This is a genomic window from Micromonospora sp. WMMD1102, assembly GCF_029626265.1.
In the GTDB taxonomy this organism is placed as follows: Bacteria; Actinomycetota; Actinomycetes; order Mycobacteriales; family Micromonosporaceae; genus Plantactinospora.
The window spans coordinates 2,645,232-2,664,487 of the sequence record NZ_JARUBN010000001.1; the positions used below are offsets into that span (position 1 = coordinate 2,645,232).

The window sequence follows — 19,256 nt, forward strand, 5'->3', positions numbered from 1 at the left end:
CGGGCACCGGGGTCGAAACGGGGCGGATCCGGCCCGACACCCGCAGCCCGCGCGGCCCGGTGCGTACGGCCCTCGCGCTGGGAACTCCTCGGCCATGACCGCATCGCCGCCGCTGCCCCGGATAGCCGTGCTCGGCGCCGGACACGTCGGGCCGGTGATCGCCCGGATCGCCGTCGCCGCCGGTCATCCGGTCAGCATCGCCGCCTCGGGTGACCCGGAGCGGATCGCCCTGATCACCCAGATCCTGGTGCCGGGCGCCGAGCCGCGATGGGCCGCCGACGCGGTACGGGACGTCGACCTCGTGGTGCTGGCGATCCCGTTGCACCGATTCGCGGACTTCGACCCGGGGCTGGTCGCCGGCAAGCTGGTCGTCGACACGATGAACTACTGGCCGCCGACCGACGGCGTACAGGCGCTCTTCGAGGATTCCCGGTACGGCAGCAGCGAGATCGTGGCGCGCCGGCTGGACCGGTCGACGGTGGTGAAGTCCTTCAACCACGCCGGTTACCACCAGCTCGAGGAGGAGCGCCGACCGGCAGGGCACCTCGAGCGGCGCGCACTCGGGGTGGCCGCCGACGACAAGGGGGCGGCGGACCTGGTCGCCGACGTCGTCGAGCGGATCGGCTACGACGCCGTCCTGCTGGACAGCCTCGGCGCGGGCCGGCTGCTCGAACCCGGCGGTCCGGTCTTCGGCGCCTCGTTGCGCCGCCCCGAGTTCGAACTGGCCGTCCGCGGCGTACCGCGCTAGGCCCGTCAGCGGCCTACCGCGCGCCAGGCCCGTCAGCGGCGTGCCGCGCCAGTGCACTGGCTTTGGAGTTGATCGGGTAACCGGTGCTTCCAGGTATGCGAGCCGGCGATCTCCTGGCGTCGGGTCGGGTCGGGTCGGGAGCGGGGTTGGGATACCCGCCGGGGAGACTGTCGAGCTGCCCCGCTTGTGCGCCCACCCGGCCGGGCTGCCCGAACCCCGGTCCCGCCCGCCGACCGACCCGAACCGCACGCGGCACACCGGTCGGCAACCCCAACTTCCGTGCCCCGCCTGTGCACCCCGCTCGACAGTCTCCGCGCCGACTCCCTCCGCGGGGCCGCCGGGTCGCCGTGCCACCTTGACAAGTTCGCCGGACATCGAGAATTCTCAGGGAGTTGTATCGTTTCAGCCCGGTCGCACGCCGTCCCACCCGCAGGATCGGGTCGAATCCCACATTGGAGACCCATGACATCTCGAAGCAGGGGAGGCCGGCCGACCGCCGTGCTGTCCCGGGCACTCGTCGCGGGCATCTCGGTGACCGTCCTGCTGGTCGGCAGCCCGGCGGCGGTCTCCGCCCGGCCGGACGCCCGGCCGGACGCCCAGTCGGACGCCCGGTCGGGCGGCGGGCCGTACGGCACCGGACCCCGCCTCGAACGCCTCGACCGCGGCCTCGTCGCGGTCCCCACCACCGACGGAGTCTTCCTCAGCTGGCGGCTGCTCGGCGCCGAGGCGACCGGGCACGGCGGTGCCGGCCTGACCGGCACCGACTTCGCCGTCTACCGGGACGGGCGGCGGATCGGCACCGTCACCGACAGCACCAACTACCTCGACCGGGCCGGCACCGCCACCGCCGGCTACCAGGTCGCGCCGGTGGTCCGGGGCCGGACGGGCGCCCGGAGCGCCGCCGTCAGGCCGTGGGCCGAGGGCCACCGCGACCTGCCACTGCGCAAGCCGGCCGACGGGGTGACCCCGACCGGCGAGGCGTACACGTACGCGGCGAACGACATCAGCGTCGGCGACGTCGACGGCGACGGGCAGTACGAGTACGTCGTCAAGTGGGATCCGTCGAACTCCAAGGACGTCTCCCAGGTCGGTTACACCGGCGAGGTCTACCTCGACACCTACGAACTTGACGGCACCCTGCTGCACCGCGTCTCGCTCGGGGTCAACATCCGGGCCGGGGCGCACTACACGCAGTTCCTGGTCTACGACTTCGACGGCGACAACCGCGCCGAGATGATGCTGAAGACCGCCCCCGGCAGCAGGGTCACCCGCTACGACAAGCACGGCCGGGCGGTCTCCGAGCGGTACGTGACGATGCCCCGCGAGGACGTCCGGGCCGGGTACGCGCACACCGACGACTACCGGCTCGACCCGGCGGCGTACCGACAGAAGCTTGTCGACCTCTTTCTAGGCTGGCACCGGCACCCGGAGGTGGTGGCCGGGCGCTGGCCGGCGACCCTGGAACAGGCCTTCGGGATCGCCCCGACCTACAGCTACCCGCTGTTCCGCCCCGACGCCGAGGCGCTCGTCGACCACTTCCTCGACGTGTACGCCCCGGCCCGCAGTACCCGCAACGTGTTGCGGTCGTTCCAGGGCTTCGTAGTGGACGGGCCGGAGTACCTGACCGTCTTCGACGGGGCGACCGGCCGCGAGTTGCAGACGATCCGCTACAAGCCCGGCCGGCACGACGACGGGCTGATGTGGGGCGACTACGCGATGAGCCGGATCGAGCCGGGCAACCGGGTCGACCGGTTCCTGTCCGGGGTGGCCTATCTGGACGGCCGGCACCCGTCGGCGGTCTTCGCCCGGGGCTACTACACCCGGGCGACCCTGGTGGCGTACCGCTGGGACGGCCGGCGACTGCGCGAGGACTGGTACGTCGACAGCGGCTGGGTGCCGATGTCGAATCCGTTCGACGACGGCCCGCACGGCCGGGAGGGGACCGATCCGGAGTACGGCACCCTGACCACCCAGGGCGCGCACTCGCTCTCCGTCGCCGACGTGGACGCCGACGGCAAGCAGGAGATCGTCTACGGCGGGGCCACCATCGACCACGACGGCAGCCTGCTGTACAGCTCCTACGGCACGCTGCCGGCGGGCAGCGCCAATCCGGGTGCCCGGGCGAAGGTCGGGCACGGCGACGCCCTGCACGTCACCGACATCGACCCGGCCCGTCCCGGGCTGGAGATCTTCATGGTGCACGAGGGCGCCTCCGGCGCGCCGTACGGCTATGCGCTGCGGGACGCCCACACCGGCGAGGTGGTCTACGGCGGGTACACCGGGGTGGACACCGGCCGCGGCATGGTCGGCGACGTGGTGCCGGCCGAGCCGGGGCTGGAGACCTGGGCGACAGTGGTCGGCGGCCAGCCGGACGGTCCCGGGCTGCGTACCGCCGACGGTGAGCTGCTCGGCACCGTCATCCCGGGCACCAACCAGAGCATCCGGTGGGCGGCCGACATGACCACCCAGATCGTCGGCGGTGCCCTGGAGGTCACCCCGACGATCGACGACTGGCAGCGGGGCCGGCTGCTCACCGCCGAGGGGACCCGGACCAACAACGGGACGAAGGGCAACCCGGGGCTGGTCGCCGACGTGCTCGGCGACTGGCGCGAGGAGATGCTGGTCCGCACCGTCGACAGTTCGGCGGTCCGGATCTACCTGAGTACCGAGCTGACCGACCGCAAGCTCTACACGCTGATGCACGATCCGCAGTACCGGGTCGAGGTGGCGCGGCAGCAGACGACGTACAACCAGCCGTCGTACCCGAGCTTCTATCTCGGCTCGGACCTCGACTGGTCCCGGGTCCCGCTACCGGGCCGCTGACCAGCGGCCGGGGCGACCCGACCCGGCCGGGACCCGGCGCTCCCAGCGGAGCGCCGGGTCCCGGCGTCTGCGTGCGGACCAACTGGTACGCCCGGCGGGGAACCGCGTGGCCGTGGTGCGGCTCGTCCCGGTTGGAGGTGGTCGACGATGCGTACCCGTCGGATGCTCGCCGCGCTCGCCGCGACGCTTGTCGGGCTGGCCGGCACCCTGCTGCTCGCCCCGGCGCCGGCCCGGGCCGGCAACTGGGCCGCGACCCTGCTGGACCCGCTGCCGGAGCGGCTGGAACCGGGCCGGGCCTACACCGTCGGGCTCTGGGTGCTCCAGCACGGCTTCCACCCCTACGAGGGCGACCTCGGCCCGGTGGCGCTGCGGTTCACCGACGAGAGCGGCACCTCGGTGTCGTTTTCCGCGTCGGCACTGCCGGAGCCGGCGCACTACGCGGCGGCGGTCACCGTGCCGCGGGCCGGAACCTGGGAGGTGACCGCCGTGCAGGGCGAGTTCGCCGACTTCAGGATCGGCACCCTTACCCTCCCCGGCGCGTTGGAGGTGTTCCGCGTTCCGGCTCCGCTCCAGCCGGCCGAGACGGCGAAACACTGGCCGGGTGCGATCCGGCCGCCGGAGCTTCCGGTCGACCCCGACCGCAACCCGTTCGCGCTGGACCCGGTGTCGGTGCAGGGGAGCGCGGTCGCTCCGGCAGCCGTCGAGGCGAGCGCCGGGGCGGTCCCGGCCGGACCGGAGCGGGCCACGTCGCGGCGGGCGCTGCTGGTCGCCGGCACGCTGCTGGCCGTGGCACTGGTCGGCCTCGGGGTCACCGCCGGTCGCCGCCGGCTGCGCCGAACCGGCCGGCCGGCAGCTGACGTCTCCATCAAGCCCGGCACCTGACACCTCCAGCAGGCCCAGCAGCACGTCGGCACCGATCGGCGGGTCAGTCCGGATCGGGCAGCAGGCCCTGTTCGCGCAGTTGCTGGCAGTGCAGCTCCGGTGGCGGCTCCGGGTCCCAGTCGGACGGTCGGGGACCCTCCGGGCCGTCCGGTCCGACCCGGACGAACCGCTCCACCCGGGTGATCCGGCAGCACACACCCCGGATCTCGAACTCGTCCGTGACCGGTGACTCGAACTCCTCCAGCGCCCGGGTGTAGGCGGCCCGGATCTCATCCAGCGTCGCGTCCTCGTGCGGCACGATGTCGCTGAACCGCAGGAACGCGGAGTCGCGGGCCGCCTGCGGCGTCGGGTAGGTGCTGAAGGACCGGGGTTGCCAGGCGCCGTCGACGTACTCGCCGATGGTGAAGCCGACCGGCAGCAGCACCACGTTCGGATGGCTGGCCAGCGCCCGGCGGGAGTCGGCCCGTACCTCGTCGGGCACGATGCCGGCCTGGTAGAACGCGGGGACCATCTCGATCCGCAGCAGCCCGTCGGAGAGGCCGGTGCTGGCGGCCGGGTCGATGACGAATCCCTCCTCCTGGGCCGGAGCCTCCCGGGTGCTGCCGGACGGGTACGGGTCGGGGTCGGTGGGGCGGGGCGGTTCGGGCCCGTCCGGTCCCATCCGGATGAACGGCTGGGCGCGGATGATCCGGTAACGCCGGTCGTGCACGGTGAGGTCGTCGACCACCTCCCAGTCGAGCAGCCGGATCGCCTCCTGGTACTCCCGCCGCTCGACCGCGTGTCCGGCGGTCTCGGGTGTCTCGCCGCGCAGCCGTCGGAAGTACGAGCCGAGGCCGTCCCGGCTGCCCTGTGGCCGGTCGCCGCCGAGGCTGAGGATCCGCCACCGGCCGATCGTCTCCTCCACGGCGTAGCCGAAGACCGGGGCGCCCCACATCAGTTTCGGGTAGGCGAGCGACCGGCGCCGGGCGTCGTCCTCGGAGAGCGCCGACACCGGATCGGTCCGCTGGGTGATCCGGATCAGCAGGTGATCCGGCACCCGCCCACCGTGGTGACTCATGCACGCAGTGTGCCCCGGGCGTACTCGATAAGCAGCCCTCCGCGCTCCGGCAATGTTGGTACAGATGCTGGCGGCGGTACCTCCCGGCCCGCCCGTACTTCGATACCTAGCCTCCTAGGACGTCTTACCGGGTGTGGTCCCCACCTCCGGGGATCCGGTGGACGCGCAGGCGCATCGATCACGGTGGAAGCGTTGACGGCCCGGAAGTGCGCCGGTAACCTTTGGCCAACCTCCTGCAAGAACAGAACAAACTGTTGCTCTGTTCGCCACTGTAGGGCGGAACTTCCCAACAGTGCTTCAGCTCCGCTTGGCGGTGCCGCTCGATCCCCGCCAGCTCCGGCCACCCGCGCAACCGTCCCAGCACCAAGAAGGACAGTGATGAGACGCTCCCATCTGGTCCCTGCGACGGCGGCGACGGTCGCCGCCGCCATGATCGTCACCCTGGGCTGGTCGACGCCCGCCGCACACGCGGCCGACGCACCGCCGATCGCCCACCGACAGGCAGCCCCGGCCCAACCGGTGACCCGGCCGGACCTGCCCGCCGCCCTGGCCGAGGTCAACCTCGCCCAGGGCCGCCCCACCCAGGCGAGTGGACACGCCGACGTCTACGACCCGTCCCGGGCGGTCGACGGCAACCAGGGCAGCTATTGGGAGAGCGTCAACCACGCCTTTCCGGGCTGGCTCCAGGTCGACCTCGGCTCGGCCGTACCGGTCGACCGGGCCGTCCTGAAGCTGCCGACCGCCGGCTGGGGCACCCGCACCCAGACGCTCAGCGTGCGGGGCAGCACCGACGGGTCCTCCTTCACCGACCTGGCCGCGTCCCGGACGTACACCTTCGACCCGGCGGTCGGCGGCAACGCGGTGACTATCACGTTCACCGAAGCCAGCATCCGTTACCTCCGGGTCACCATCACCGCGAACAGCGGCTGGCCGGCCGGGCAGCTCGCCGAACTGGAGGTCTACGGCCCGGCCGGCGGCGGCACCGACACCACCCCGCCGAGCGCGCCCGGCACCCTCCGCTACACCCAGTCCGGTACGGCGATCACGCTGAACTGGGGCGCCTCGACCGACAACGCCGGCGGCAGCGGCCTGGCCGGCTACCTGGTCTACCGCAACGGTGCACAGGTGGCCTCGCTCGGCACCGTCACCAGCTACACCGACACCCAGCCGACCGACACCACCGTGTCGTACTTCGTCCGGGCCCGGGACGTGGCGGGCAACCTCTCCGGCAACAGCAACACCGTGACCCGGACCGGCAGCCAGCCGCCTGGCTGCACGAACGTCGCCCGGGGCAGGCCGGTCACCGCCAGCGGCTCCACCTTCACCTTCGTACCCGCCAATGCCGTGGACGGGTCGCTCGGCACGTACTGGGAGGGAGCGCCGGGCTATCCGCAGACCCTGACCGTGGCGCTCGGCGCCAACCACGCGATCACGGCGGTACGGGTGAAACTGAACCCGGACCCGAGCTGGGGCACCCGTACCCAGCAGATCCAGGTGCTCGGCCGGGACCAGGCGGCGACGGCGTACACCGGCCTGGTGCCGGCGGCGAACTACCAGTTCGCGCAGGGCGACAACACGGTGACGATCCCGGTCGCCGCTACCACCGCGGACGTGCAGCTCCGGTTCACCGCCAACACCGGCGCCCCGTCCGGCCAGGTCGCCGAGCTGGAGGTCTGCGGCACGCCCGCGCCCAACCCGGACCTGGTGGTCAGCGCGACCACCTGGACGCCGGCCGCGCCGACCGAGACCACCCCGGTCATCCTGTCGGCGACCGTCCGCAACAACGGGTCGGCGTCGGCCGCCGCGACCACCGTCGACGTCAGCCTCGGCGGCACTGTCGCCGGCAGCGCCCCGGTGCCTGCGCTGGCCGCCGGTGCCTCGGCCACGGTGACCGTGAACGCCGGCACCCGGCCGCAGGGCAGCTATCCGGTCACCTCGGTGGTCGACCCGACCAACACGATCGTCGAGCAGAACGACGCCAACAACAGCTTCACCACACCGTCGCCGATGGTCGTCGCCCAGGCTCCCGGCCCGGACCTACAGGTCGTCGGCATCACCACCAACCCGCCGAACCCGGCGGTCGGCGCGTCGGTCAGCTTCACGGTGGCGGTGCAGAACCGGGGTACCGCGGCGACCGGCGCGACCACTGTCACCCGGGTGACGGTCGGCGGCACCACGCTGAACACCAACACCCCGTCGATCGCGGCCGGTGCGACAAGCAACGTGGCGATCGGCGGCAGCTGGATCGCCACCAGCGGCGGCGCCACCATCACCGCCACCGCGGACGCCACCGGCGCCGTCGCGGAGACGAACGAGGGGAACAACGTACGTACCCAGTCGATCGTCGTCGGGCGCGGCGCGGCGGTGCCGTACGTGTCGTACGAGGCGGAAGCCGGCCGCTACCAGGGCACCCTGCTGGAGGCGGACCCGCTGCGCACCTTCGGGCACACCAACTTCGGCACCGAGTCATCCGGGCGCCGGTCGGTCCGGTTGAACAGCACCGGCCAGTACGTCGAGTTCACCTCGACGAACGCGGCCAACTCGATCGTGGTCCGCAACTCGATCCCGGACGCGCCGGGCGGCGGTGGCATCGAGGCCACCATCAGCCTGTACGTCAACGACACCTTCCTGCGCAAGCTGACCCTCTCCTCCCGACACAGCTGGCTGTACGGCAACACCGACGACCCGGAGGGGCTGTCGAACACGCCCGGCGGGGACGCCCGGCGGCTCTTCGACGAGTCGAACGCGCTGCTGAACCAGTCGTACCCGGCCGGCACCCGGTTCCGGCTCCAGCGCGACAGCGGCGACACGGCGGCCTTCTATGTCATCGACCTGGTCGATCTGGAGCAGGTCGCTCCGGCGGCGAGCCAGCCGGCCGGCTGCACCTCGATCACGCAGTACGGTGCGGTACCGAACGACGGGCTCGACGACACCGCCGCGATCCAGCGGGCGGTGACCGACGACCAGAACGGGGTGATCGGCTGCGTCTGGATCCCGCCGGGGCAGTGGCGGCAGGAGCAGAAGATCCTCACCGACGACCCGCTGGACCGGGGCCAGTGGAACCAGGTCGGGATCAGCGACGTGACGATCCGGGGTGCCGGGATGTGGCACTCGCAGCTCTACACGCTGACCGAGCCGCACCTGCGGGCCGGTGGGATCAACCATCCGCACGAGGGCAACTTCGGGTTCGACATCGACGACAACACCCAGATCTCCGACCTCGCCATCTTCGGCTCGGGCCGGATCCGGGGCGGGCCGGGCGGTGCCGAGGGCGGGGTCGGACTCAACGGCCGGTTCGGCGAGGGCACCCGGATCAGCAACGTCTGGATCGAGCACGCCAACGTCGGCGTCTGGGTCGGCCGGGACTACGACAACATCCCGGCGCTCTGGGGGCCCGGCGACGGGCTGAACTTCACCGGGATGCGGATCCGCAACACGTACGCCGACGGGATCAACTTCGCCAACGGCACCCGGAACTCGCGGGTCTTCAACTCCTCGTTCCGGAACACCGGTGACGACGCGCTGGCGGTCTGGGCCAGCCGCTACGTCCGGGACCCCTCGGGCGACATCGGCCACTCCAACGCCTTCGTCAACAACACGATCCAGCTTCCGTGGCGGGCCAACGGCATCGCCGTCTACGGCGGCCACGGCAATCGGATCGAGAACAACCTGGTCTACGACACGATGAACTACCCGGGGATCATGCTGGCCACCGACCACGACCCGCTGCCGTTCTCCGGGCAGACGCTGATCGCGAACAACGGGCTCTACCGCACCGGCGGCGCCTTCTGGGGCGAGCAGCAGAAGTTCGGAGCGATCACGCTCTTCCCGGCGACCCGGGACATCGTCGGGGTCACCATCCGGGACACCGAGATCGTCGACTCGACGTACGACGGCATCCAGTTCAAGTCCGGCGGCGGCAACATGCCGGGGGTGGTGGTCAGCAACGTCCGGATCGACCGGTCGAACAACGGGGCCGGGATCCTGGCGATGAACGGGGCGCGGGGCAGCGCGACGCTGTCGAACGTGACCATCACCAACTCGGCCACCGGAAACGTCGTGGTCGAGCCGGGGTCGAGCTTCACCGTGACCGGCGCGGCACCGGCCCTCCGACAACCGCGCAAGCCGGCCGTGGACTGAGACACCCGTCCGGGCCTGACCGGCCACGGATTGTCTTTGTTGACCGGGTACGCCGCTGGCCGGGTCCCCTGTGGTGGGGACCCGGCCAGCGGGTGGTTCTCGGTAGCTGGTTAGCTGTTGTTCCAGGCTTCGGCGACGAGGTCGGCTGCCTGGTCCTCCCACTGCGCGTACGCCTGCGGGAAGGCCGACACCTGTACCTTCTGCGCCGCCACGGTCAACGGCAGGTCCCGCCAACCATCAACCTGCGCCAGACCCTTCAGGAACGCGGTCGTCGCATACTCCGGATCGGTGATCTGCTCCACCGAACCCCAACCCGACGACGGACGCTGCTGGAACAGCCCCTGCGAGTCATGGTCGTTGCGGTCACCCAGATGACCCAGGTTCTCCAACTTCGACTCCTGCAGCGAGGTACCCACCGCGATCACCGCGGCACGCTCGTCCATCCCCGCCTTCTTCGTCGCCTTGACAATCGCCCGCACGTTGTCAGCCTGCTCGGCCGACAGCGGAATCCGCGACTGCTCACCGGACACACCATGCGGCACGAGGCGGTCCCGCGACGGCTTACCCTTACGATCCTTCTTCCTGTCACCCTTGTCGCTCTTCTTGTCACCCTTGTCGCCCTTGTGGTCCTTGTCGGCCATGACGGACTGCGACACCGGCGAACCCACATGCTCCGGGCTGGCCTGCGCGGCCACGGCCGGGCCGGCAACAGCGCCACCGACGAACGCCAGACCAGCAACACCGAGGGCACCCTTACGAACGATCGACGTCTTCTCGACGGCCGGAAGCCACCGGCTGAACAGCATCGTGTTCATGATGGTCGTCCTTCCAATCGGGGATGAGACACCCGCCAAAGGGGGGACGGCAGGCGCCATCGGAAAAACAGAACTCAAGACTTGGCTCGGCCGGGCTACCAGCACCCGCGGGGGACACGGCGCGGTCCGCACTCAGCCGAACACCGTATGTAACGACCGGGGGGCCGGGATCATTCCCGCCAGCCCAGCTATCTGCCCAGGTCACGGGCGGTACTACTCGGCCGTACGCGTAATGTAACGACCGACCCCCCGCCAACATTCCGCCGGACCGACTCGATCACGAACCCGAACCGGACATCCGGCCCGTTTCGTCGCGGTCAACGCGCGGCCAGACGGCACCCCGGACGGAGACTGTCGAGCTGCCCCGCCCGTGCGCCCACCACCCCGCGACAACGCCCGAAATGTCGCGCCCCGTCCATGCACCCAGCTCGACAGTCCGCACGCGAGGTATCCCCCAGCGAGCCGGCGAGCCAGCCAGTTGGCAGGCAGGCCATGGACCGGTTGACATGGGTCGCGGTGGAGGATGCCTTGCGGACGCCGTCCGCCATCACCTGTGCTCGGTCCCGTGCCGGACGCGGCCCGGCTGGGCTGGTTCCGACGGTCCGCCGTCGGGCTGCCATGGCGACCGTCATCACTTCGATCTCCGGAAATGTGTGACCGGAGGACATGTCGGCGGTTCGTCTTCCGGTCGTAACGTCGCGGCAACTTCAGGGTGATCCAGCCCACACCACCGCCGGAGGCTCACCATGCGCCGCAGACCCGTCCTGGCCCGCCTCGTGCGGGCCGCCCTCGTGCCCGTACTCGCCGCGGTGGGAGTGCTCGCCGTCGCCGGGCCCGCCAAGGCCGCCACCTTCGGTCAGGTGACCGGCTTCGGCTCCAACCCCGGCAACCTCACCATGTACGCCTACCGCCCGGACAACCTGCCCGGCAACGGGGCTGCCGTGGTCCTGCTGCACGGCTGCGCCCAGAACGCCAACGGCTACTTCAGCAACTCCGGCTGGCGCAAGTACGCCGACCAGTGGGGGTTCGCGCTGATCGTGCCGGAGCAGAAGTCGGCGAACAACTCCACCTCCTGCTTCAACTGGTTCGAGCCGGGTGACACCGCCCGGGGCCAGGGCGAGGCGCTCTCCGTCAAGCAGATGGTCGACCACGCCCGTGCGAGCTTCGGCATCGCCGCCAACCGGGTCTACGTCAGCGGCCTCTCCGCCGGTGGTGCGATGGCGGCGGCGATGCTCGCCAGCTATCCGGACACCTTCGCGGCCGGCTCGATCGTCGCCGGCATCCCCTACCGCTGCGCCACCAGCATGGTCAACGCGTTCAGCTGCATGAACCCGGGCGTCGACCGCAGTCCGGCGCAGTGGGGCGACCTGGTCCGGCAGGCGTACCCGGGCTACTCCGGCGCGCGGCCGAAGGTGGCGATCTGGCACGGCACCGCCGACTACACCGTCGGCACCGTCAACGCCACCGAGTCACGTGACCAGTGGACGAACGTGCTCGGCGTGTCGCAGACCCCGACCGGCACCTCCAGCCTGCCCGGCGGCACCACGCTGGAGACCTACGGCGCCGACCAGGTACGCCTCTACCAGGTCGCCGGGATGGGCCACGGTACCCCGGTCGACCCGGGCTCCGGCGCCGACCAGTGCGGCACCGCTGCCGCGTACTTCCTGGACACCATCTGCTCGGCGTACCGGGACGCGGTCTTCTTCGGCCTCGGCGCCGGCACCGACCCTGGCGATCCCGGCGACCCGGGGGACCCCGGCGATCCGGGTGAACCGGGCGAGGACCCGGTCTGCGTCACCGCCAGCAACTACGCACACGTGCAGGCCGGCCGCGCCTACCAGTCCGGCGGGTACGCCTACGCGCTCGGCTCCGGCACCCGGATGGGTCTCTACAACGTCTTCGCCAGCACGACACTGCGGCAGACCGGCCCGAACCACTGGGTGATCGGCTGCTGACCGGATCCGGCCGGCGCCTTTCCCCGAGGCGCCGGCCGGAACTCACCGGTCGGCGGGCCGCAACCCGCCCGGCGGGCCGAGGAGGGTGACCAGCCGGTCGGCGTCGAGGAAGGTCGTCAGGCCCGCCACCAGCCCGTCGACCACGTCGAGCAGGACCAGCCCGAACGGCAGGTAGCCACCGTCGGGACACGGGCGGAGCTGCCAGAACGCCGGTGACCCGTTCGCCGCGACCGGGACCAGCCGGGCACCCGCGCAGGACGCGGCCGGATCCAGCAGCGCCAGCCGGATCCGGTCCCGGCCCCGCAGCCAGAACCGGAACGGCGGCATCGACATCGTCGCGTCCTCGCGCAGCAGCGCCACCAGCGCCTCGACGTCGTGCCGCTCCGCAGCGAGCCGAGCCGCTCGTCGTACCTGTCGAACGACCGCCAGGCCCGTACCAGCGTCTCCTGGACGGCGTCCTCGGCCTCGAACCCGGAGCCGAGCATCCGGTAGCAGTAACCGGTCAGCTCCGTCCGGAACGGCTCCAGCCGGGCCGCCCGCGCGTCCGTCTCCGCCGCGCCCACGCTCGTCTCGGCCGCCCCCACGCTCGTCTCCACCGCTCCGACCATACCCAGGCGCGAGTCGGCGGTCGGTTCGGCCGAAGACGGATGAGGTTCCGGGCTCCCGTCCGATGAGTTTCCGGTGCCCGTCCCGTATCCCCAGCAGGGCCCGCCGGTGCCGGTGCGGCCGGAGGAGGAGAAGAAGAGACGATGAACGAGGACCATGTGTGGGCCGAGGTGCGGGCGGAACGGCGGGAGCAGGTGGAGTTGCTCGCCGCGCTCCACCCCGAGCAGTGGGACGGGGCCACGCTCTGCGCCGGCTGGCGGGTACGCGAGGTCGTCGCGCACACCACGTTGCCGTACCGGATCTCGCTCGGGCGTACCGTGCTGGAACTGCTCAGGGCCCGGGGAAGCATCGACCGGATGGCGGACCGGTCCGCTCGACGCGACGCCGCCGAACTACCCGCCGAACGCCTGCTCGGCTCGCTGCGGGACAACGTGGAACACCGCTGGACCCCGCCGGGCGGCGGCGCGCACGGCGCGTTGTCGCACGACGTGATCCACGGACTCGACATCACGGTGGGACTCGGGCTGGACCGCCGGGTGCCGCCGGAGCGGGTTGGTCTGGTGCTGTCCGGGATGAAGCCGCGCAACGTCGCCTACTTCGGCGCGGACCTCACCGGAGTCGCGTTGCACGCCACCGATCTCGACTGGAGCCTCGGCTCCGGCGCCGCACTGCGGGGTCTCGCCCAGGACCTGCTGCTCGTACTCTGCGGGCGCCGGCTGCCACCCGGCCGGCTCGACGGCGCGGCGGCGGCCCGATTCTCCGTCCAGTCCGCGCCGCGCTGAGCGCACCGCCCGGCGCCGTCGTCCGGGCACCGCGCACGACGGCCGGGCCTGCCGCGCCTGGCGGAGGGATCAAGCCTGACCGCCCGGAGCCAGGCACGGCAGGCCCGGCCCCACCCCGACCCGTCGGCGCCCTCATGCCCCGACCAGGAGGAGCCCGACGGGAGCCACGAGCAGCGAATTGGCCCGCACCACGGTCCGGTGAGCGTCGATAGCATCGGCCCTCCCGTCGGCGCGCGAGCCCGTCGCCGACCGCATCCGACCAAGGAGGAAACCCCGGTGCGCGACGCCTTCGCCGAACTGTCCACGCCACTGGTGGCCGATGCCTGCGTACGCCTCGACGTGCCGTTGCGGGTCGCCCCGCCCGGCATCGCCGCCGTCGTACCTGGGCAGCGCCTCGCCGGACGCGTCCTGCCCGCCCGGCACTACGGCAGCGTGGACGTGTTCCTGGAGGCGCTCGGCAACGCCGGCCCGGGTGACGTCCTCGTCGTCGACAACGGCGGGCGGGTGGACGAGGCGTGCGTCGGCGACCTGATGGTGCTGGAGGCCGTCGCGGCGGGCCTGGCCGGTCTGGTGATCTGGGGCCTGCACCGGGACACCCCGGAGTTGGTGGAGATCGGGCTGCCCGTCTTCAGCTACGGCAGCTACCCGCCCGGCCCGGTACGGCTCGCCGAAGCCGAGCAGTCCGCCCTGGTCAGCGCGCGGTTCGGTACGCACCTTGTCGACGCGTCGGACATCGTCTTCGCCGACGGCGACGGGGTGCTGTTCGTGCCCGCCGACCGCGGCGACGAGGTGCTGGCGACGGCGGACCTGATCCGGCGCACCGAACGCGACCAGGCTGACCGGATCCGGGCCGGGCAGACGTTGCGTGAGCAGACCGGGTTCGCCGACTATCTTGCCCGGCGTGCCGAGGATCCGGCGTACAGCTTCCGTCGCCACCTGCGCCGGATGGGTGGCGCCATTGAGGAGTAGCACCCCGCCAGCCGTGCCAGGCGCTCGCTGTTGCGAAGGGTTGGCACCTGCTTCGTTGTCGCGTGCGTACATGAGCACGTAACCTCCCTCTCGACAGGGAGGGCAGCGGCACATGGACCACGACCACAGCCACGGCCAAAACCACAGCCACAGCCAGGACCGTAGCCACGACCACCAGCACAGCCAGCACCACGAACCCGGTCGACGCCTACGGCACCGACTCGGCCACCTGGTCACCCCGCACTCGCACGACACCGCCGACAAGGTCGACACCGCGATGGAGACCTCCCGGGCCGGCCTGCGGGCACTGTGGATCTCGCTCGCCGTCCTCGGGGCCACCGCCGCGGCGCAGGCGGTCGTCGTTGCTCTGTCCGGCTCCGTGGCGCTGCTCGGCGACACCCTGCACAACGTCGCCGACGCGCTGACCGCGGTGCCGCTGGGCATCGCCTTCCTGCTCGGCCGACGCGCCGCGACCCGGACGTACACCTACGGCTACGGCCGGGCCGAGGACCTGGCCGGGATCGCCATCGTCGCGACAATCGCCGCCTCCGCCGCCTTCGCCGGCCACGAGGCGGTTCGGCGGCTGCTGGCCCCGCAGGACGTCCGGCACCTGCCGTACGTCGCCGCCGCCGCGCTGCTCGGCTTCGTCGGCAACGAACTCGTCGCCCGGTACCGGATCGGCGTCGGGCGGCGGATCGGGTCGGCCGCCCTGGTCGCGGACGGGCTGCACGCCCGCGCCGACGGGTTCACCTCGCTGGCGGTGCTGCTCGGCGCCGGCGGTGCCGCCCTGGGCTGGCGGTGGGCGGACCCCCTGGTCGGGCTGCTGATCACCGCCGCGATCCTGTTGGTGCTCAAGGATGCCGCCCGGCAGGTCTACCGCCGGCTGATGGACGCCGTCGACCCGGACCTGGTCGACCGGGCCGAAGCGACCCTGCGAGCGGTGCCGGGCGTGCGGCAGGTGACCGGGATACGGATGCGCTGGATCGGCCACCGGCTGCACGCCGAGGCGACCCTGGTGGTCGACGCCGAGCTGAGCCTGCTCCAGGCCCACGAGGTCGCCGCCGACGCCGAACACCAGCTCTGTCACGCCGTACCGCGGCTCACCGGAGCCACCGTGCACACCGATCCGGCCAGCCACGCCGGCGACCACCACCACGCCGAGCTGTCCCACCGGCGCCGGAGCACGCACCGGGCCGGAACGGAACCGCCCGGTGCCGGCACCGCCCCGGACCGGCCGTGACCCAGGCATGCCGGACCAGCCCGTGTACCCCGGGCAGCGACGTCAGGACGGTTTCTGAGCGGCGGCGCCGGGGCGCTGGTCGAGGTGGGCCGACTCGTCCCCGGACCCGGTCGCCTCGGGCACCCCGAGCATCCGGTAGAGGGCGCTGGCCGAACTCCGGTGTGTCTCGGCACGCCCATGGTCACCTCCCGCCAGGTACGTCCGGCCCAGCCCGGCGTGCGCCCGAGCCTGCTCGTAGCTGTCGCCGATCTCGGTGGCCAGGCTGAGCGCGGTGCTGTGCTGCGTCCGGGCCGGACCTTGCCGACCCATCAGGTGCAGGATCTCGCCGAGACTGTTGGTGGTGGAGGCTTCGCCGGCCCGCTCGCCGACCCGGCGCAGCAGGGTGAGCGCCTGCTCCACCAGGTCCAGCGCGGCCTCGTGGTCGCCCTGCCGCAGGCGTACCCGGCCGAGGCCGTCCAGCGCCAGCGCCTTGCCGGCCGGGTCGCCGACGGCCTCGAACAGCGCCAGTGCCCGCCGGTGCCGGCCGGCGGCGGTGAGCAGCCGCCCGCCCCGCAGGTGCAGCTCCCCGACACTGGTCAGCGCGTACGCCTCCCCGGTCGCGTCGGCGATCCGTCGGCAGAGCACGATGGAGGTACGCAGGTATACCCCCGCCTCGCGGTAGCTGCCCTGGCGCAGCAGTACGTGCCCGAGGTTGCCGCCGGCCCGCGTCTCGCCGGCCGGGTCACCGACCCGCCGGCAGAGCAGCAGGGCGGAGCGCAGCGCCTCGACGGCCTCGTCGTACCGGCCCTGCCGCTGTTGGACGTAACCGAGGTTGCCCAGCGCCCGCGCCTCGGCGGCACTGTCGCCGTTCTCCCGGGCGAGCGCCACCGCCTCGCGCAGCCGGGCGGTCGACGGGGTGTACCGGCCCTGCTGGGCGTACATCACGGCGAGCCCGGTCAGCAGGTGTGCCTCGGTGACCCGGTCGCCGGCCTGGCGGGCGGCGGCCAGGGCGTGCGTGTGCATCCGTTCGGCCTCGGCGAAGTAGCCGCCGCTCTCCAGGTAGCGCAGCAGGGTCAGGGTCAGCCGCACCGCGTGGCTGGACCGACCGCGTTCGGCGGCCCGGACGGCCGTCGCGACCAGGGCCGGCCGTTCGGCGTCCAGCCATCCCCGGGCCACCTGCGGGTCCGGCATCGGCGGTGGCGCCACCGGTGGCCTGTCGACGGGCGCCCGGCGGTGCCGTTCCGCCGGATAGAGCGTGTCGATCGCGGCCGTGACGGCGGCCAGTTCGTAGTCGAAGAGGCGGTCCAGCGCGGCGTCGACAGTCGAGGCGGGCTCGTCGGCCGCGCAGCGTTCGGTCGCGTACGCCCGGAGCAGGTCGTGGAAGGTGTACCGGTGGTTGCCGGCCGGCTGCACGAGGTTCGCCCGGGCGAGCGTGTCGAGCAGGTGCCGGGCCGACTCCGGCTCGGTGTCGAAGAGCGCCGCCGCGGCGTACCGGTCGACGTCCGGCCCGGGGTGCGGGCCCAGCATCCGGAAGGCGCGGGCGGTCGCGGCCGGCAGTTGCTGGTACGACCAGGAGAGCACGGCCCGGACCCCGGTGCGCGGGTCGCCGCCCGCGTCGAGCAGCCGTAGCCGGTGTTGCTGGTCGGCCAGTTCGGCGACGAGTACCGACAGCGGCGCGGTCGGCCGGGTGAGCACGAGTTCGGCGGCGACCCGCAGCGCCAGCGGCAGGTGGGCGCAGCGTTCGGCGAGCGCGGCGGCGGCCGTCGGTTCGTGCGCGACCCGGTCGCCGAGGGTGTGCCAGAGCAGTTCCACCGAGTCGGCGCTGGAGAGCAGTCCGAGTTCGATCCGCTCGGCGCCGTCGCGGGCGACCAGCCCGGCCAGGGTGTCCCGGCTGGTGACCAGCGCGGCGCAGGAGGCGCTGCCCGGCAGCAGCGGCCGGGCCTGCTCCACCGACGCCGCGTTGTCCAGCACGATCAGCATCCGCCGGCCGTCGAGTTCGCTGCGGTACCGGGCCGCGCACTCGTCGAGTTCGAACGGTACCTCGGTGCCGGGCACGCCGAGCGCCCGGAGGAAGCCGGCCAGCGCCTCCTGCGGCGGCATCGGCCGGTCGACGTCGTAGCCGCGCAGGTTGACATAGAGCTGCCCGTCCGGGAAGCGGTGCCGGGCGTGGTGTCCCCAGCGCAGCGCGAGGGCGGTCTTGCCGACTCCGGCGGTGCCGGCGAGCACGACGACCGGAACCCCCGACCGGCGTCGGCGGGACCCGGCGAGCAGGTCGTCCAACCTGGACAGTTCGGTCGCCCGGCCGCTGAATCCGGGTACGTCGGCGGGAAGTTGCGCCGGGACGGGCGGCGGGTCGTCCGGCCCGGCGCGGGTGGCGGCCGGCGGAGCCGGTGGCGGTCCGGTGGGCTCGGCGGCCCGCAACGCGTCCCGGTAGGCGGCGGCGAGTTCGGGGCCCGGTTCGACGCCCAACTCGTCGACGAGCCGCGACCGGGCGGTGCGGTAGACCGCGACGGCCCGGTCCCGCCGGCCGAGCGCGTGGTAGGCCCGGAGCAGCAGGGCCTGGGCGGTCTCGTCCAGCGGGCTGCTCGCCGCCACCTCCTCCAGCGCCGGCAGTACGTCGGCGGCCCGCCCGAGGGCGATCATGACCTCGCCGTACCGGCCCACCGCCGCCCGGCGTTCCTCGGCGAGTGCGACGACCTTCGGGTGTCCGGCGAGCGAGGGTACGTCGACCAGTGGCGCGGCCCGCCACAGTGCGAGGGCCCGCTGCCAGAGCCGGACGGAGCCGGGCAGGTCGTCCCGGCGGTGTGCCTCGGCCGCCGCACCGGCGAGTTCCCGGAACACGCAGAGGTCGAGGTTGCGGGCCGGTACGCCGACCGCGTACCCGTCGCCGACCCGGGGGAGTACGACGCTGGCGGTGTGCGTGCGACGGTCGGGTTCGAGCAGCCGCCGGAGATTCTTGACGTGTGTCTGGATCACGTTTGTGGCGCTCGGTGGCGGCTCGCCGCCCTCCCAGAGCGCGTCGACGATCTCGGCCCGGGGCATCGGCCGGCCGGCGGCCAGGGCGAGCAGGCCGAGCACGGCCCGTTGACCGGGTGCGGAGAAGGCGATCTCGTGCCCGCCGCGCCAGGCCCGCACCGGGCCGAGGATCTCCAGCCGTACCCTGTCGACGCCCCCGTCACCCCGGTCCCCGAAAGCGCTGACGCCGTACCCGCTCTCGCGAGCTACGACCATGTCGCCCGCCACATGCCTAACAGGGTGGC

12 protein-coding genes and 1 pseudogene are annotated in these 19,256 nt (G+C 72.5%); 8 read left to right on the top strand and 5 right to left on the bottom strand.

Going from position 1 to position 19,256, the window contains the following annotated elements:
- Positions 1-94: 94 nt before the first annotated feature.
- The 3 genes from O7626_RS11690 (at position 95) to O7626_RS11700 (ending at position 4,453) form a co-directional block, all read left to right on the top strand.
- Complete coding sequence (locus O7626_RS11690; protein WP_278061184.1) at positions 95-748, top strand: NAD(P)-binding domain-containing protein; 654 nt, start codon at positions 95-97, stop codon at positions 746-748.
- Between the two features lie 462 nt (positions 749-1,210).
- Positions 1,211-3,571 carry a rhamnogalacturonan lyase gene (locus O7626_RS11695; protein WP_278061185.1) on the top strand — a complete coding sequence of 787 codons (2,361 nt, stop codon included), beginning with the start codon at positions 1,211-1,213 and terminating at the stop codon, positions 3,569-3,571.
- Between the two features lie 147 nt (positions 3,572-3,718).
- Positions 3,719-4,453, top strand: a complete 735-nt coding sequence (locus tag O7626_RS11700) for a hypothetical protein (RefSeq protein ID WP_278061186.1) — start codon at positions 3,719-3,721, stop codon at positions 4,451-4,453.
- 43 nt (positions 4,454-4,496) lie between these two features.
- Here the strand turns inward: O7626_RS11700 and O7626_RS11705 are convergent, their stop codons facing one another.
- Complete coding sequence (locus tag O7626_RS11705) at positions 4,497-5,510, bottom strand: DUF5954 family protein (RefSeq protein WP_278061187.1); 1,014 nt, start codon at positions 5,508-5,510, stop codon at positions 4,497-4,499.
- Positions 5,511-5,888: 378 nt separating this feature from the next.
- Here O7626_RS11705 and O7626_RS11710 point away from each other — a divergent pair, with 378 nt between their 5' ends.
- On the top strand, positions 5,889-9,650 hold the full coding sequence (locus O7626_RS11710) for a CARDB domain-containing protein (protein WP_278061188.1): 3,762 nt from the start codon (positions 5,889-5,891) through the stop codon (positions 9,648-9,650).
- A 110-nt stretch (positions 9,651-9,760) separates the two neighbouring features.
- On the opposite strand, the gene O7626_RS11715 is transcribed toward O7626_RS11710, so the two are convergent.
- The gene (locus O7626_RS11715; protein ID WP_278061189.1) at positions 9,761-10,465 is read right to left on the bottom strand and encodes a hypothetical protein; all 705 of its coding nucleotides are present in this window, start codon (positions 10,463-10,465) and stop codon (positions 9,761-9,763) included.
- A 746-nt stretch (positions 10,466-11,211) separates the two neighbouring features.
- Here O7626_RS11715 and O7626_RS11720 point away from each other — a divergent pair.
- The gene (locus O7626_RS11720; protein WP_278061190.1) at positions 11,212-12,420 is read left to right on the top strand and encodes a PHB depolymerase family esterase; all 1,209 of its coding nucleotides are present in this window, start codon (positions 11,212-11,214) and stop codon (positions 12,418-12,420) included.
- A gap of 42 nt (positions 12,421-12,462) precedes the next feature.
- Here the strand turns inward: O7626_RS11720 and O7626_RS11725 are convergent, their stop codons facing one another.
- On the bottom strand, positions 12,463-12,780 hold the full coding sequence (locus O7626_RS11725) for a hypothetical protein (protein ID WP_278066526.1): 318 nt from the start codon (positions 12,778-12,780) through the stop codon (positions 12,463-12,465).
- A 23-nt stretch (positions 12,781-12,803) separates the two neighbouring features.
- A pseudogene (locus tag O7626_RS11730) lies at positions 12,804-13,028 on the bottom strand (sigma factor); the annotation flags it as partial.
- A gap of 141 nt (positions 13,029-13,169) precedes the next feature.
- On the opposite strand from O7626_RS11730, the gene O7626_RS11735 reads away from it, so the two are divergent.
- From O7626_RS11735 to O7626_RS11745, 3 genes are all read left to right on the top strand, one after another.
- Complete coding sequence (locus O7626_RS11735) at positions 13,170-13,808, top strand: maleylpyruvate isomerase family mycothiol-dependent enzyme (RefSeq protein WP_278061191.1); 639 nt, start codon at positions 13,170-13,172, stop codon at positions 13,806-13,808.
- A 276-nt stretch (positions 13,809-14,084) separates the two neighbouring features.
- The gene (locus O7626_RS11740; RefSeq protein ID WP_278061192.1) at positions 14,085-14,777 is read left to right on the top strand and encodes a hypothetical protein; all 693 of its coding nucleotides are present in this window, start codon (positions 14,085-14,087) and stop codon (positions 14,775-14,777) included.
- Between the two features lie 112 nt (positions 14,778-14,889).
- The gene (locus O7626_RS11745; RefSeq protein ID WP_278061193.1) at positions 14,890-16,017 is read left to right on the top strand and encodes a cation diffusion facilitator family transporter; all 1,128 of its coding nucleotides are present in this window, start codon (positions 14,890-14,892) and stop codon (positions 16,015-16,017) included.
- Positions 16,018-16,059: 42 nt separating this feature from the next.
- On the opposite strand, the gene O7626_RS11750 is transcribed toward O7626_RS11745, so the two are convergent.
- Positions 16,060-19,227, bottom strand: a complete 3,168-nt coding sequence (locus tag O7626_RS11750; RefSeq protein WP_278061194.1) for a tetratricopeptide repeat protein — start codon at positions 19,225-19,227, stop codon at positions 16,060-16,062.
- Between the last annotated feature and the right edge of the window lie 29 nt (positions 19,228-19,256).